Origin of the sequence: Acinetobacter sp. YH1901134, assembly GCF_013416965.1 — a bacterium.
Lineage (GTDB): Bacteria > Pseudomonadota > Gammaproteobacteria > Pseudomonadales > Moraxellaceae > Acinetobacter > Acinetobacter amyesii.
The window spans coordinates 225134-240432 of the sequence record NZ_VPEW01000004.1 but is presented as its reverse complement, the minus strand read 5'-3'; the positions used below and the strand labels follow the sequence as shown (position 1 = coordinate 240432).

Annotated in this window: 14 protein-coding genes; 10 read left to right on the top strand and 4 right to left on the bottom strand. The window is 38.0% G+C overall.

The window, feature by feature from the left end:
• Positions 1-129 precede the first annotated feature (129 nt).
• From FTV50_RS05000 to FTV50_RS04990, 3 genes are all read left to right on the top strand, one after another.
• Positions 130-1758, top strand: a complete 1629-nt coding sequence (locus tag FTV50_RS05000; protein WP_180023725.1) for a long-chain-fatty-acid--CoA ligase — start codon at positions 130-132, stop codon at positions 1756-1758.
• Between the two features lie 241 nt (positions 1759-1999).
• On the top strand, positions 2000-2887 hold the full coding sequence (locus tag FTV50_RS04995; protein WP_180023724.1) for a DMT family transporter: 888 nt from the start codon (positions 2000-2002) through the stop codon (positions 2885-2887).
• A gap of 281 nt (positions 2888-3168) precedes the next feature.
• The gene (locus FTV50_RS04990; protein ID WP_180023723.1) at positions 3169-4467 is read left to right on the top strand and encodes an MgtC/SapB family protein; all 1299 of its coding nucleotides are present in this window, start codon (positions 3169-3171) and stop codon (positions 4465-4467) included.
• Positions 4468-4490: 23 nt separating this feature from the next.
• Here the strand turns inward: FTV50_RS04990 and yddG are convergent, their stop codons facing one another.
• Complete coding sequence (gene yddG, locus FTV50_RS04985; protein WP_180023722.1) at positions 4491-5414, bottom strand: aromatic amino acid DMT transporter YddG; 924 nt, start codon at positions 5412-5414, stop codon at positions 4491-4493.
• Positions 5415-5679: 265 nt separating this feature from the next.
• Between yddG and FTV50_RS04980 the strand changes: the two genes are divergently transcribed.
• The 6 genes from FTV50_RS04980 to FTV50_RS04955 all read left to right on the top strand — a co-directional run bounded on the left by FTV50_RS04980 (position 5680) and on the right by FTV50_RS04955 (position 11035).
• Complete coding sequence (locus tag FTV50_RS04980; RefSeq protein WP_180023721.1) at positions 5680-6075, top strand: hypothetical protein; 396 nt, start codon at positions 5680-5682, stop codon at positions 6073-6075.
• A gap of 959 nt (positions 6076-7034) precedes the next feature.
• The gene (locus FTV50_RS04975; protein ID WP_180023720.1) at positions 7035-7601 is read left to right on the top strand and encodes a hypothetical protein; all 567 of its coding nucleotides are present in this window, start codon (positions 7035-7037) and stop codon (positions 7599-7601) included.
• 96 nt (positions 7602-7697) lie between these two features.
• A complete protein-coding gene (gene puuE / locus FTV50_RS04970; RefSeq protein WP_180023719.1) occupies positions 7698-8660 on the top strand; it encodes an allantoinase PuuE in 963 nt (320 codons plus the stop codon).
• A 143-nt stretch (positions 8661-8803) separates the two neighbouring features.
• Entirely contained in the window at positions 8804-9307 is a 504-nt protein-coding gene (gene uraD, locus FTV50_RS04965; RefSeq protein WP_078190752.1) for a 2-oxo-4-hydroxy-4-carboxy-5-ureidoimidazoline decarboxylase, read from the top strand.
• Positions 9304-9624 (top strand): hydroxyisourate hydrolase, encoded by a 321-nt coding sequence (uraH, locus tag FTV50_RS04960; protein ID WP_180023718.1) that lies wholly within the window; start codon positions 9304-9306, stop codon positions 9622-9624. The genes uraD and uraH overlap by 4 nt, the downstream gene beginning before the upstream one ends.
• Before the next feature lie 31 nt (positions 9625-9655).
• Positions 9656-11035 (top strand): nucleobase:cation symporter-2 family protein, encoded by a 1380-nt coding sequence (locus tag FTV50_RS04955; RefSeq protein WP_180023717.1) that lies wholly within the window; start codon positions 9656-9658, stop codon positions 11033-11035.
• 201 nt (positions 11036-11236) lie between these two features.
• On the opposite strand, the gene FTV50_RS04950 is transcribed toward FTV50_RS04955, so the two are convergent.
• Together FTV50_RS04950 and alc are read right to left on the bottom strand one after the other, a co-directional pair.
• On the bottom strand, positions 11237-11737 hold the full coding sequence (locus tag FTV50_RS04950; protein ID WP_180023716.1) for an ureidoglycolate lyase: 501 nt from the start codon (positions 11735-11737) through the stop codon (positions 11237-11239).
• Positions 11738-11826: 89 nt separating this feature from the next.
• Positions 11827-12834, bottom strand: coding sequence for an allantoicase (alc, locus tag FTV50_RS04945; protein ID WP_180023715.1), 1008 nt, complete (start codon positions 12832-12834; stop codon positions 11827-11829).
• 208 nt (positions 12835-13042) lie between these two features.
• Here alc and hpxO point away from each other — a divergent pair, with 208 nt between their 5' ends.
• A complete protein-coding gene (gene hpxO, locus FTV50_RS04940) occupies positions 13043-14200 on the top strand; it encodes an FAD-dependent urate hydroxylase HpxO (RefSeq protein ID WP_180023714.1) in 1158 nt (385 codons plus the stop codon).
• A 101-nt stretch (positions 14201-14301) separates the two neighbouring features.
• Here hpxO and FTV50_RS04935 read toward each other — a convergent pair whose 3' ends face one another.
• A complete protein-coding gene (locus FTV50_RS04935; RefSeq protein WP_180023713.1) occupies positions 14302-15231 on the bottom strand; it encodes a LysR family transcriptional regulator in 930 nt (309 codons plus the stop codon).
• Positions 15232-15299 lie beyond the last annotated feature (68 nt).

Sequence of the window (15299 nt, the reverse complement as noted above, 5' to 3'; positions counted from 1 at the left end):
TTTCATATCTACTGCTTTCAACCTTGCCGATGAAGAATAATCACTTTTGACATGGTGCAAAGTTTTAAAAAATCTGCAGGACAGTGCGGAAAAACAACAACTCAATATGGATGAATGTGGGAGCAAAGAATGCTTGGTAATATGATGTTTAAACCGCTTTTGATTAGTAGCATGATTGAACATGCAGGTCGCTATCATGCGGATAGTTTAGTAATTTCAAAAAATACAGACACGACGATTACGAAAACCACTTGGGGGGATGTCCATAAAAATTCAAAACGATTTGCTAATGTTCTTGCTTCACTCGGTTTAAATTTAGGAGATCGTGTTGCGACCATCGCTTGGAATAACCATCGTCACTTAGAATCTTGGTACGCTATTTCAGGTAGTGGTTATGTATGTCACACCATTAATCCGCGTTTATTTCCAGAACAATTAATTTTTATCATCAATGATGCCGCTGACCGCGTGATGTTATTTGATAAAACCTTTTTGCCTTTAATCAAAGCAGTAAAACCACTATTAAAATCTGTTGAACATTTTATTTGTTTAGATGCACCGGATGCAGCAATTGTCGAAGCGGTGCCAGATGTTAAATTTTATGATGAACTTATCGCGGGACAATCTGCAGACTATACATGGCCAGAATTAGATGAATTATCGGCTAGTTCTTTATGTTATACCTCGGGTACCACAGGCAATCCAAAAGGCGTGTTGTATAGCCATCGTTCAACAGTCTTACACAGTTATGCGATTTGTATGCCGGATTCATTAAATATCTCAGCGCGAGATATTATGATGCCCGTTGTACCGATGTTCCATGTCAATGCATGGGGTACGCCATACGCTGCGGCAATGGTGGGATGTACTTTAGTGCTGCCAGGCCCAGGTTTAGATGGTGCGAGCCTAACGCAAATGATTGATGACTATAAAGTATCTGTTGCATTGGGCGTTCCAACGATTTGGCAAGGTTTAATTAATGCTGCGCAGCAAGCGGGTAGTCAGCTCCAGAGTTTAGTGCGTAATGTAGTTGGTGGATCTGCTTGCCCACCTGCGATGTTAAAAGTATTTAAAGAACAATTTAACTGTGAAACGATTCATGCTTGGGGAATGACCGAAACCAGTCCATTAGGTTCTTCAAACCAATTTAAAGCCAAACATTTGTTATTATCTGAAGAAGAACAATTACAAGTACGATTATCACAAGGTCGTCCGCCATTTGGAGTTGATTTACGTATTACCGATGAAGAAAACGGTACACACGAAGTTGCACGTGATGGAGAAACGACGGGTAATTTGCAGATCCAAGGGCATTGGATTATTGGCAATTACTTTGGCAAAACAGAGTCTGCATTAACCTCAGATGGTTGGTTTGATACAGGGGATATTGCAACCCTGAATGAGGATGGTTTCTTAAAAATTAGTGACCGTTCAAAAGATTTGATCAAATCTGGCGGTGAATGGATTTCTTCTGTTGAGTTAGAAAATTTAGCTATGGGACATCCTAAAATTGCAATGGCGGCAGTGATTGCAGCAACCCATCCAAAATGGGATGAGCGTCCTGTATTGATTGCAATTAAAAAGCCAGATGTCGATTTATCTGATACAGAAATTTTGGATTATTATGCAGATAAAGTCGCTAAATGGCAGGTGCCAGATAAAGTGATTTTCGTGGATGCTATTCCATTGAGTGGAACAGGTAAAATGCTGAAAAAAGATCTACGTGAGCAATTTGGTGCTGTATTACTAGAAAGCTAACTTAATATAAGTCACTAACTAAATGTTGGTAAGGAGCAAAACGCAAAGGTAACATGCCTTTGCGTTTTTTTATAAAAACTTAAATTTTGATAAATACCATATGCTTAATATGAGGTTTTTAAATAAATTTTTTTCAACGAATCCATAACCAAGTTCAATGAATAATCTAGCCGTGTTGGGTCGCATTCAATTCAATAAAAGCGTAAATTGATGAGGCATCCACCGTTAAACCACCTTTCTTATGTTTCCAGTTTGGATCTTATTCACTTTAATGGCTGCTTTTATGCAGTCATGGCGCAATGCATTTCAAAAACAACTCAGTACCACTGTTGATGTGTATGGTGTCACCCTTGCACGGTTTATTTTTGGGCTCCCATTTGCCTGCATTTATTTATTTGTGCTGTACCAACAACAGCCTGTGACTCAGGTGACCACATTTACACCTATGTTTTGGATCTATGTGATGATTGCAGGACTAAGTCAAATTTTAGCGACGATTTTAATGGTCTTACTTTTCAAACAAAAGAATTATGCCATCGGCGTCGGTTTAGCGAAAAGTGAAGCCATCTTTGCGGCCATAGTGGGGGTGATTTTCTTAAGTGAACATTTAAGTTTATTTGGTTGGATTGGTGTTTTGGTTGGTGGTATAGCCGTTTTTCTTTTAAGCAAAGGTTCTCAACGACAAAAGTTATCTTTGCCAACTTTATGCATCGGTGTAGGGAGTGGATTAAGTTTTGCCATTACCTCTTTATTGGTTCGTGAAGCCAGTTTAGAGCTAAGTGATTTACCGACTTTGCATCGTGCGGCGTGGGTACTGTTGAGTGTAATTGGCTTTCAATGTGTGATTATGCTGCTGTACCTCAGTCTATTTAGCCGCAAAACGCTCATTGCCATGTGGGAGAGAGTCGGTCTGACCTTTCGCGTTAGTGTCTGTAGCTTTCTAGCGTCCTTGGGCTGGTTTACTGCTATGAGCATGCAAACGGTTGCGATTGTTAAAACCCTAGGTCAAATCGAAATCTTATTTAGCCTCTTAATCTCTGCATATTTCTTTAAGGAAAAACTCGCAAGAACCGATCATTGGGGATTAGCTCTTGTGGTGATTGCGGCGATTATGGTGATTTGGGCTTAGTATGTTTAGAAACAGCCAATAAAGCAAAAGCAGCTATAGGTCGAATCTGAATTGGATTGAATACGTTTTTCAATCCAAAGATGAGAAAAATTAATGTTTACTAAGATATTTATCATGGAATTGTTTATGATTTAAAAGATGATTAAACTTTGAACATGATTGAAAATGCTCAAGTTGTTCAATTTATATATTTATTTTTCTAATTTTAGCGTTAAATTTATTTTAATTATTTTTTATTTATATTGCCAAAATAAACAATGTATTGATGGGAGGGCTTAAATTTGGAAATACTCATACAAACATTATCCTTCCCAGCATTGTTAACGATTTTAGCTTCGGCTTTAGGCTGTGGATTGCTCATCGGTTTGGAGCGTCAACGTAACAACAATTTGGACAGTGAACAGAGCTTTGCCGGTTTACGCTCATTTACCATTTGTGCGCTGTTTGGAGCATTGTGTTTTTTAATCCATTTAGCTGTTGGTGTGATCGGTGCAATTGTCGTCAGTATGTTTAGCTATTATGGATTAAGCCAGCAAAAACAAGATATTGGCACAACCACAGAACTTGCTTTTGTTATAACCTATTTAATCGGCGCAGCTTGTGTATTTAATATTCCACTGGCTGCGTGTTTGGCTGTGGTGCTGACCCTCATATTAGTTGGAAAAAAAGGCTTACATCATTTTGCAGCGCATTGGATCAAAGACTATGAGTTAAGAGATGGTGTATTTTTACTGGCATTGATCCTAATTGCCTTACCTTTAACGCCGAATCAGGCCTATTGGGGTTCTGTATTAAATCCCTATGTGATTTTAAAATTACTGATATTGATCTTGGTGGTGCAGTCATTAGCGCACATCGCCAAGCGGCTTCTATCTTCTGATAAAGCGATTATCTTATCGGCCTTGGCATCAGGTTTTGTGTCGAGCACAGCAACAATCGCAAGCTTAGGCATGGAAGTGCGAGCAGGAAAAGCCAGTGCCAAAAGTAATGCAGGGGCAGGACTTTTTTCATGTGTTGCGACATTGGTTCAACTTTTGATCATTGTCCTTGGGGTGAGTTTTGTTTGGTTTAAAATATTAGTTATACCAAGTATCGTCGGCATCTTGATATTAGTCCTTACTGCGTTATATCTGATTTATGGCTCATCTCAAGTTCAGCATAATAAAGAGTCAGAACCTGAAATGCTTCGTGTAGAGGCGAATGAAACAGTGCCGTTAGAAAATACTGATAGTCGAATGTTTAGCTTAAAACAGGCGGCAATCATTGCCATCACGCTTACTTTGATCCAAGCACTTGTTTATGGATTAAATCTCGCTTTAGGTGATAAAGGCTTAATTTTAGGGACATTATTAGCATCACTCTTTGAAGTCCATGCAGCTATGGCAACCGTGGTGATGCAAGGTAATATCGACAATTTAACATTGGTTTATGCTGTGGTGATTGGATTATCAGCCCATGCAATTTCAAAATGTGTGAATGCATTTCTCACAGGTGGTTGGAAATATTTTCTATATTTTGCACCAACACAGTTACTTCATATGCTGTGCCTAATCGCGGTTTTGTTATTCAGTTTAAGATAAATGAGCCAAGTGACTACTTCATATTATTCATGGCGCAATTGCATTAATTTGGCTTTTATTTGTGGCCAACTGGTTGAAATCCAACATACCAGCGAACCGAATGTCACTAAAATGGCACCATGCCAAAAACTTAAACTCAGTGGTGTCTGTAAAATAAACATTGAAATTAATGAAGAAAAAATCGGACTAAAATAAGATAAGGTCACCAATATCGTAATATTGCCTTTTATAATACCTACATTCCACGCTGCATAACCCAAAGCGGTCACGATGGACACGATTAACATATACTTACCGGTATGTAAGTCTACGGCAGGCATTCGCGGGATACCGTGAAATATCAACATTTTTAGCCATAGCACAATGGTGATCACGACGAAAAAGAATGAAATAGGGTTATGTCCATGACTGTATTTACGGGTAATCACACAGTAGAATGACCATAAACTCGCGCCCATAAAAGCAAGAAAATAGCTTAATGGATTGGACTGAATGTTCGTAAAGACTGTAGACCAGTTAAAACTTCCGTTACCAGTTTGGATCAAAATGATGCCACCCAAACAAATGGCTAAACCAATGATTACGAAAAAGTTAAACTTTAATTCTTTAAATAAGATTAACGCGGCAATTGTCAGACTCGGCCATAAATAATTGACTAAACTGATTTCAATCGCTTGTTGAGCAGTTTGAGCCAAAGCAATGGCATACGAAAAACACAACTCATAAATCACAAATAGAATAGTGGCGTATATCAAAAATTGGCGCGGAACCAGTTTAAGGTTTGGAATTTTAAATAAGAGCAATAGAATAATTGCACTCAATGTATACATAAAGAGCACTGCAAGATCAGGGCCAATACTGAAACTAATTTTCTTAAGTAAACCAACAATAGAAGACCATTGTAAGATTGCACTGAATCCAATCAGCGTTGCAAGATTTTTGGACATGATTGCTCGAAGATTTCGCAAATGGCGAATGAATTTTTAATTTTTATTATAGTCTTTATTCAGTCGTTTAGTATAAGCGTGAAATTATCAAACTCTATTTAATTAAAAAGATTTAGAGCTCGTCGTACGTCAAGAGCAGCATGGCGATGAACTAGGTTTAGGTTCTGGCTTATTAACGCACGATTTAAAACTTGGACAATGTATTCATGCCTATATTCGCGCGAATCCAAATTTTCACTTAGCAGAGGGCGTTAAGTCGGCAATTATGATTGGCAATGGCTCAGGAATGGCGGGTTTGCTTTCACATCTTAAGCAACGTGTCGCAACAGAGCACTATCAAAACTGGTTAATTTATGGTGAACGTCAACAAGCTTTCGATGCAATTTTTGCTGATGAACTGCATGAATTACAAAACCAAGGTAAAATTGCAGAAATCGATCGGGTATTTTCTCGTGATGGATTTGCTGAAAAGTATGTGCAAGATGTCCTAGTTGTGAAAAAAGTTGAATTGATTGATTGGCTAGAGCAAGGGGCATGTCTCTATATCTGCGGCAGTTTGAATATGGCCAAAGCAGTAGATGCAACTTTGCAAGAGATACTAGGCATTGAACAACTGCATACTCTGCGTAAAGCAGGTCTTTACCGCCGTGATGTGTATTAAATAATTGATGTCTACTGAAGAAGTAAAGTAATGATGCAGTTCGTAATGAGATGGATCGATAGTTTAAAAAGGAATAATAATGGATAAATTTGTAATTAGAGTTTATCACGATTATAAAAGGCTAATTATAGCTATTTTTTTTATTATTGAGTTTTTGATTTTTTTAATAAAGTATTACTTTTTTGGGATAGGTTTCTGGAGTTTTATTGGTGCAGTAGTTTTTTTTATTATTTTTGTTGATCTAATTTATAATGGGAGTTATTTGTTGATCGGGAAGATAAAAAAAGAAAGTGAAGTTTATGAATATTATATTAGGTTTATCTATATTTTTGTAATTTATTTATTTTCAATATATTGCATTGTTGAGTGAAGAGTAAAATTTAAAAATTATGAGTAAATATTTTTTTTAATATTTTGTATAGTTTTGCTCGTTTATGGCTCTATTGCATAAAGATTCTTAAGGCAGACCACCATAAGTCAGTAAAAATTAAGTAACTTACTTGGATATGAAGTGGGCCTAATCAAAATCTTTTGTTTTCTCCAAAGCATGGATTAATCAATTACTAGCCAATCTTATTGTTTGAATCTTTTATTTGGAACTGAGTGAAAGTGACTTATGAATATAAATTAATTTTCAGAGTTAGGTGTGTTGATTTTACAAAGAATATTTGATCATGACGCTTTAAATTTATCAATAATTAAGTATAGTTATACCATTAAAAAATTACTAGATTAAACAAACAATGAGAATGCATATTTTTTTAAATTCCTTACTTACGATGTATTGTTCAATTTCAATATTTATGGTCATTTTTATATATTTTTTATCTAATTGGCAAATATGGGAAAAACATTTTACATTCATTAGTTTAATGTCATTCTTAATACTGGCAATTTGTTTTTACTTTAAATATAACGAAAAATTGAATGATGGTAATATTTTATTCAAGCAGTTGCCAATGAAAGTACAACTACCAATAAGAACTTCAACTATATTATTTTTAAACCTAAATTTGGGTTTTATCTTATTTATATTGGCAGTGCTTACGATAGTAATTACAGCTAATATATGGTTTTTTACACTTTGTATTTTTATTATTTGGAATGCAATAATTTGTCATCCTCATATTTGGTTTGTAGATTCAATTGATTTAAAACAAGATATAAAAAATAAAACAAACGAATTTGAAATTCTAAGACAGGATAAAGGTGATTTTGAATATTTTAATGATGGTTTCACATACACTATAACTGGGCCTGAACTAAGCACTAAAACTATATTATGGAAAGATATTCAAAGTATAGATGTCGTACGCCAAAATATTGGAACCATTGATGAGATTCAACTCTATATATTGTGTTCAAATACAATCATTTATATTACGGAAAATACACCAGGTTATTACTATTTCATTGATCAACTGCATCAGAATTTTCCAGAAATAGATGAAATTTGGCAAATTTCAATCATTGCAGATGATTCAGGGCAACCATTCAATATTTTAAAAAAAGGCAATGGTCATTGATATGAAAAGTTATTTAGCCGTCTACGATATTGGCGCATAATTTGCTTGCTTCTACCTAATTTTTTACTGTTTGATATAACAAATTAGGAAGTTGAAGTGACTACAGGCTACTTACGCGGGCAAGACTTAATTGACCAGATCCAACAACAGGATTATTCCAGAGATCTAATTGGATATCATGGCGATGTACCTCAAGTCGTATGGCCTAATCAGGCACGTATCGCAGTGCAGTTTGTGTTGAACTATGAAGAGGGTGGAGAAAACCATATCGAACATGGGGATGCAGGATCAGAACAATTCTTATCCGATATTATTGGAGCGGCCAGTTTTCCTGCCAAACATATGTCGATGGACTCGATGTATGAATATGGCTCCAGAGCCGGTTTTTGGCGGATTCATGAAGAATTTAAAAAACGTGATTTACCCATGACAGTCTTTGGCGTTGGTATGGCTTTAGCGCGCAATCCTTATATTGTCGAAGCGATCAAACAAGCCAACTATGATGTCGTTTCACATGGTCAACGCTGGTTACATTATCAAGATATGCCGATAGAGCTGGAACGTCAGCACATGGATCAGGCAATTAGTGTGTTTGAAGCTTTATTTGGAAAGACGCCTATTGGCTGGTACACAGGGCGTGACAGTCCCAACACACGTCAGCTATTGGCTGAATTTCCGCAAATCAAATATGACTGCGATCACTATGGTGATGACCTGCCTTTTTGGAGTCGTTTGACAAATGAAAATGGTCGAACCCGTCCACATTTAATTATTCCTTATACACTTGAAAGCAATGATATGAAGTTTTGTTCACCGGGTGGTTTCAACAGTGGTGAACAATTTTATCAATACCTTAAAGATGCATTTGATGTGCTATATGAAGAAGGTGAAAGCGCGCCAAAAATGTTATCGATTGGGATGCATTGTCGTATTTTAGGGCGACCAGGCCGTTTTAAAGCACTACAACGATTCTTAGATTATGTGCAATCACATGAAAAAGTCTGGATCTGTCGCCGTGGTGATATCGCGGAACATTGGTATACACATCATGCAGTCTAATAAAAAAATATTTGGATAAAGAGGAGCTTAGCTCCTCTTTTTTTAGGCCTGAACTTAGGTAACTGACATCATAGACCTAGGTTGGCACTGATATTGCAAAACTAAATTTGAACAATCATTCAATAATTTTAGGCGATTTTATAGTGCAACTTGTTGAATTTAATAAAGCATCCGAAGCAGATGTAAAAACTTTTTTAAAGCACTGTGTGCAAATTGAAGGCTGGGCAGAACACATTGTGGCGCAGCGTCCTTATACCTCTGTCACGCAAATCACAGAGCAAGCAGTAAAAGCTGCAAATGCGTGGACTTGGGATGAAATCAAAAATGCTTTGGATAACCATCCGCGGATTGGTGAAAAAAAGGCACAGGCTGAATTAAGTAGTTTGGAGCAACAATTTTCTAATCGAGAACAGTCTGAAATTTCAGCAGATGAAGAAACTCAGTTTGCATTGCTCAAAGGCAATATCGCGTATGAGAAAAAGTACGGATATCTCTTTTTAATCAAAGCTTCTGGCCTCAGTAGTGAAGATGTACTACAGGCGCTGCAATATCGATTATTGAATGATCCTGAAACCGAAAAACGAATTGTTCATCATCAACTGGCTGAAATTGCCTTATTAAGATTAAAACAGGAGCTTAGCGCATGATTAGCTCACATATTTTAGATACCAATCTAGGCAAACCCGCCGCAAACGTCAGCATTCAATTATTTAATGCACACGGAGAGTTACTAGGTTCAGCCCAAACCAATGCGGATGGTCGCGTTAATGATTTTGCGCTGAAGGACTTTACAGCAGGTGCTTATAGCCTTGAATTTGCGACAGCTGAATATTTTCAGACTTTAAATACCGAAACCTTTTTTCCAAAAGCTGTGATTCATTTTTATGTAAAAGATGCCTCGCAGCATTTTCATATTCCTTTACTCATCAGCCCATTTGCATATTCAACGTATCGTGGCAGTTAAGAGCAAAGTTAAAAAAATAGGGGATATAAAAATGACAGAACAAGATAAAACAGTTTCACCAGAACATGAATATTTAGGCGCAGGAAAAAGCCTTGCCTATGGTCTACAGCATGTATTAACCATGTATGGTGGTATTATTGCTCCACCATTGATTATTGGTACAGCCGCGGGACTTGAACCTGCGCAAATCGGTTTATTGATTGCGGCAGCGCTTTTTGTCGGTGGCTTGGCGACCATACTACAAACTGTAGGTGTGAAATATATCGGTGCAAAATTACCCTTAGTTCAAGGGGTTTCATTTGCAGGTGTGGCGACGATGATTGCCATAGTAACCGCAGGCGGTGGGCTTTCTGCTGTTTATGGTGCGGTGATTGTTGCATCTCTAATTGGCTTTTTCCTAGCACCTTATTTTTCAAAAATTATTCGTTTTTTCCCACCGATTGTGACTGGTTGTGTGATCACCGTGATTGGTCTTTCATTGCTGCCTGTAGCGGTACGCTGGATGATGGGGGGGAACAATAAAGCACCAGACTGGGGAAGTGCTGAGAACATCAGCTTGGCATTTTTAACGTTGGGTATCGTGATTGCGCTGAATTTAACACGTAATGCAACCATCCGACGTTTATCTATTTTGTTGGCCATCGTTTTCGGTACGGTGCTGGCTTATGCCTTTGGCTTTGGCGATTTTTCTAAAGTTGCAAATGGTAACTGGATTCAATTTCCAAGCTTCTTTGCTTTCGGTATGCCAACTTTTGAGTTAAGTGCCATTATTGCCATGCTGATCGTAACTTTAGTGATTATGACTGAAACGACAGCAGATATTATTGCCGTTGGGGAAATTGTTGGTACTAAAGTGGATGCTGAGCGTATTACCAATGGCTTACGCGCTGATATGCTATCTAGTGCAGCAGCGCCAATCTTTGGTTCATTCATGCAAAGTGCTTTTGCACAAAATGTCGGTTTAATAGCGATTACAGGCGTGAAAAGTCGCTTTGTTGTCGCAGCGGGTGGAATGATCTTGGTCGTATTAGGCGTTCTGCCAATTATGGGGCGACTAATTGCAGCGATTCCTGTCCCTGTATTAGGTGGTGCTGGTTTAGTTTTGTTTGGAACGGTTGCGGCAAGTGGTATTCGTACCTTGGCGAAAATTGACTATAACGAGCAAAAGAATCTCATCATAGTTGCGACTGCGATTGCAGCAGGGATGATTCCAATTATCGATCATTCTTTCTATGCAAACTTCCCGAAATGGGTGCAAACACTCTTTCATTCAGGTATTAGTTCAACTTGTTTGATGGCGATTATTTTAAATATTGTGTTCAATCATCTGAATTTATTTAAAAATAAAGAAGTGACTATGAGCAAAGATCAGGTTAAAAAACCAAGCATGGCGATAGATGTGCATCATTAATCATGGCAGATCTTGGGTCTTGAACCATACGATGATTCATAGAATATAGTTTGTATCGAAAAATAAAGCCCTCGAAGTAGAGGGCTTTTTTAATGCGTTATTTTTTAATTAAACTATATCAAGAGGTGAAATTAATTATGTATTAACAATTGGTTAAGTGATTTTTAGTCTATTTAACTGTAAGTGTTTAAGCTAATAAAATTAATTTGAAATGTTAATAGGCGTAGGGAACTGGAACACATCACAATTATGCCCAGTCCCAATACGATCGATGACGGCAAAGCTACTTGGTGCTTCGAGTGTCAGGAGAGGATGATGCCATGTTCCTGCACGATAGTTGACTCCTTGGCTACCATCAGTAATGAAAGCACGTAGCTGTGTAAGATCGGGACTGTGATCATCTAACGCAGGTGCAACAACCACTAAAAAAGCCTGTGCTTGCATTGGAATAAAAGCTTGCGAGCCGTTGGGATGACGCTCCAACATCGAAATTCTAAAAGGTAATTCAGTGGTTTTGATATTTCTAAAGATGCTAATTCCAGCAACCGCATCACCTGAAATTTCTGTTTCTACGAGGGCATGATATCGCTCTGTATGTGCGTCATTGATGTGGAAAAAATCATGTCCAGTCGTACAAATAACCTCACCAAAAGGCGCAAAGCCTTCAATACTTAGAGCTTGTATTTTTATGCTGTGAGTCATGTTTAGATATCTTATAGGGTATTTAATTAAAAAAATTGAAACCATACACATAGGAAGCACGAAGGCTTCCTATTTGATTAACACTGCAATTAAGGATGTATTTTCCCCCATAACCGTATGCGACTAATCCCCCCGTCAGGAATCATATTGATGCGGATATGCGATATTTTTTCATGCTTTAAAATCTCACTCACAAAGCTATGAATATGATCCATCTGCATATCTTGTGCGTTTAGCAAAAATGGCCAGAACATACTTTGCGGAATCAGTTGAGGGTCAGTGGCATCTTCTACATAAATCGCTTGTATGGAAACCTGCGAAGGGAAGTTGCCTTTAAAATGGGCAGTATCAATATCAATTTTCTCTATTGCACCAGATTGGCCCAAAGCCAAAATGCACCAGTCAAAACCTGGTGCACGGCGACGTTTAGTTTCCCAACCATCTCCCATATTGATGCCGCGACCAGGGTTAATTAAGTTTCGTGGATGTCCAAAATGAGCATCACTATAAGCAATAACACGTCCACCATTTTCTAGTGCAACGAGGTCTAATGTGCTCGTACTGTCTTGAATTTGAACCTGAACTTCACCATAGATTTTAAATCGTGCAATACCGCCGTCTGGATATATATTTAAACGCACATGGGTAAAAACCTGATCAGTTGAGACCTTCAATATATGGTGTTGGCTCGGGCCCAATACGGTATTGCCTAAGATATTGACCCATGCTGCCTGTGCTAGTTCACCACTCGGTGCAAAGCAGGCTTCAACTGATGCGGAAGCTGGATAATTCCCTGTAAAGAATGTTGTATCAATATCTAAGGCTTGAATTCGACCAGCGACACCGAGTTGGATAATTGCCCAATCATAACCTGCATGGCGTTTACGACGCGTTTCCCAACCATCCATCCATTTGCCATGATCATCAAATTTATCTTCGACAAAGATAGGTGCATTAAATTGAAGCATGCGTTTTGCTTCTGCAAAAAAATCATCTGAACATTCAAGTATTTTTGCACCAATACGGTCATCTGCTAAATTTGTAAGTGTCTGTAATTGTGCAGGAATATCAAAACTTGGTGCGAGTAAAGTCGCCATATATAAAATCCATTCACTATTTTCATTTAAAACATATGCATTTTGTTTTCAGTGTTAAAAATTTAACATTTGATAAAAACAAGCATTTACACGTGTTTAGAAGCACAGCGTGTGCCAACTTTAGAATTTTTTATTGCTTGTTTGAAAAAATGGCATGCTTTTCGCTTTTTAGGAGAAAGATATTTAAAAAAACACAGGGGAGTTATAGATGGACATTACAATTATTGGTGCAGGTATGGCGGGCCTAACGACAGGGATCGCTTTGAAAAAATTTGGACACCAAGTAACCATCTATGAACAGGCAGAACAAATTTTACCTGTTGGAGCCGCTATTTCTTTATGGTCTAACGGTGTCAAATGTTTGAACTATTTGGGGCTAACCGAACAAGTCGAAAAGCTCGGTGGCAAGATGGATCACTTAGCCTATATTGATGGCTTAACGGGCGATGTTATGACGCAGTTTAGTCTGTTTCCTTTAATCGAAGAAGTTGGACAGCGACCTTATCCCGTTTCACGTGCTGACTTACAAAATATGCTTATGGATGAATTTGGTCGTGAGAATATTCATCTTGGCAAAAAAATGGTGAGCTTCTCAGAACAAGACGATCAAGTGATCACGCGTTTTGCTGACGGAAGTGAGGTTCTGGCTGATTTATTGGTTGGCGCCGATGGTACACATTCATTGACACGGGCGTATGTATTGGGGGAACAAGTTGAGCGCCGCTATGCAGGTTACGTCAATTGGAATGGTTTAGTCGACATTTCAGAAGAATTTGCTGCGGAAGATCAGTGGACGACATTTGTAGGAGAAGGTAAACGTGTTTCGCTGATGCCCGTTGCCGACAAGCGATTCTATTTCTTCTTTGATGTCCCTTTAGCAACAGGTTTAGAAAATGACCGCACACAATATAAGGCCTTATTTAAAGAATACTTTAAAGGTTGGTGTGAACCGGTTCAAAAGTTGATTGATGCCATAGATGCCCAAAAAACCAATCGGGTAGAAATTCATGATATTGAACCTTTTGCAGATTTCTACAAAGGTCGCGTGGTGATTGTGGGTGATGCAGCACACAGTACAACGCCGGATATTGGACAAGGCGGCTGCCAAGCAATGGAAGATGCAATTTATTTAGCTCGTTCTTTGCAAATCAATACTTTGGGCTTACAAGATTCATTGCGTCGTTACCAAAATAAACGTAATGAGCGTGCCAATGAATTGGTTCTGCGAGCGCGTAAGCGCTGTGATGTGACCCATATGAAAGATGAAAGTGTGACGCGTGAATGGTATGCAGAACTGCGTAAGGAACAAGGCAATCATATTATGAAAGGTATTATTAGTAATATTGTGGGTAATCCATTGGATTAAAAAAATAAACTGATAAAACTTTAGCTTTCAGCAACCAGTACGGTTTATTTGTACCGGCTTTTTTTATGAAAGTTTTGCGACCCCAAAACTTAAATAATGGTTTAGGGGTTCAAAGATTTTAAATTGATCTTAATTTCTTCCATTTTTTCCACCAAAAGATTAATCATGATCTGAGAAATTCGAGAGGTTTGGCGTTTCGATGCGACACATAAAGCGATGGTCAAACTGTGTAAGCCTTTTTCACGGATTGGTTTAAAAATAATCTTTTTATTCTCAAGCAGTGGCAAAGCATCCATGTATGACATCACACTGATGCCTAATTGTTGCTGAACCAATGACAATATCATTCTAATGTCATTACATTCGATCTTTTGAATCGGACTAAACTTATGATGTTTATATAAAGTCTGTACATATTCACTAATAATGAGTGGTTCACTCGGTAAAATATGCCGTTCATTTAACGTATCTGAAAGATAAATTTTATCCATCCCACCCAAGGTATGATGCGGTGACATTACAAAGCCCAACGGAATTTCTATAAAGGATAAAATCTCTAATTGGCTATGGCTTTTTGGATTTAAGATAATGCCAAAATCTAATTCTGCATCGACGATTTTTCTGGATATATCATCACTGCTATTCATGCTGATGTTGAGGTTGATCCACGGATAAGTCTCAGCCATCTTTTGAATACAGTCGACGACAAAACTGTCATTCAAAGCTGCAATAAAGCCCATTTCAATGTTTCCACGGTTTAAGCCTTGGATTTCATCAAATCGAGTTCGTGTCAGTTGATATTCTTTTTGCCACTTTAATAAATCGGCATACAGTAATTCACCCGCGAGCGTCAGTTTTAAACCCTGATGTAATCGTTCAAATAGGGCAACCCCGAGTTCTTCCTCAGCCAAAACGATTTGTCGATGTACTGCCGAGACTGAAATAAAAAGTTGTTCAGCGGCTTTGCGTAGACTCCCAGTCCGTGCAACCGCCATAAAATATTCAGAAAATCTAGAAAAGGTAATCGACATACAGGCTTCAATCTCTATCGCGTCATCAGCGAATCATAATGTTATGTATTTTAAGCGATATTCATGCC

Coding starts and splice junctions, on each gene's coding strand:
- alc (WP_180023715.1), bottom strand. CDS start 12,834: ATGGCGACTTTACTCGCACCAAGTTTTGATATTCCTGCACAATTACAG.
- FTV50_RS04950 (WP_180023716.1), bottom strand. CDS start 11,737: ATGACTCACAGCATAAAAATACAAGCTCTAAGTATTGAAGGCTTTGCG.
- uraH (WP_180023718.1), top strand. CDS start 9,304: ATGATTAGCTCACATATTTTAGATACCAATCTAGGCAAACCCGCCGCA.
- FTV50_RS05000 (WP_180023725.1), top strand. CDS start 130: ATGCTTGGTAATATGATGTTTAAACCGCTTTTGATTAGTAGCATGATT.
- FTV50_RS04975 (WP_180023720.1), top strand. CDS start 7,035: ATGAAAGTACAACTACCAATAAGAACTTCAACTATATTATTTTTAAAC.
- FTV50_RS04980 (WP_180023721.1), top strand. CDS start 5,680: ATGATTGGCAATGGCTCAGGAATGGCGGGTTTGCTTTCACATCTTAAG.
- hpxO (WP_180023714.1), top strand. CDS start 13,043: ATGGACATTACAATTATTGGTGCAGGTATGGCGGGCCTAACGACAGGG.
- FTV50_RS04995 (WP_180023724.1), top strand. CDS start 2,000: ATGTTTCCAGTTTGGATCTTATTCACTTTAATGGCTGCTTTTATGCAG.
- yddG (WP_180023722.1), bottom strand. CDS start 5,414: ATGTCCAAAAATCTTGCAACGCTGATTGGATTCAGTGCAATCTTACAA.
- FTV50_RS04935 (WP_180023713.1), bottom strand. CDS start 15,231: ATGTCGATTACCTTTTCTAGATTTTCTGAATATTTTATGGCGGTTGCA.
- FTV50_RS04955 (WP_180023717.1), top strand. CDS start 9,656: ATGACAGAACAAGATAAAACAGTTTCACCAGAACATGAATATTTAGGC.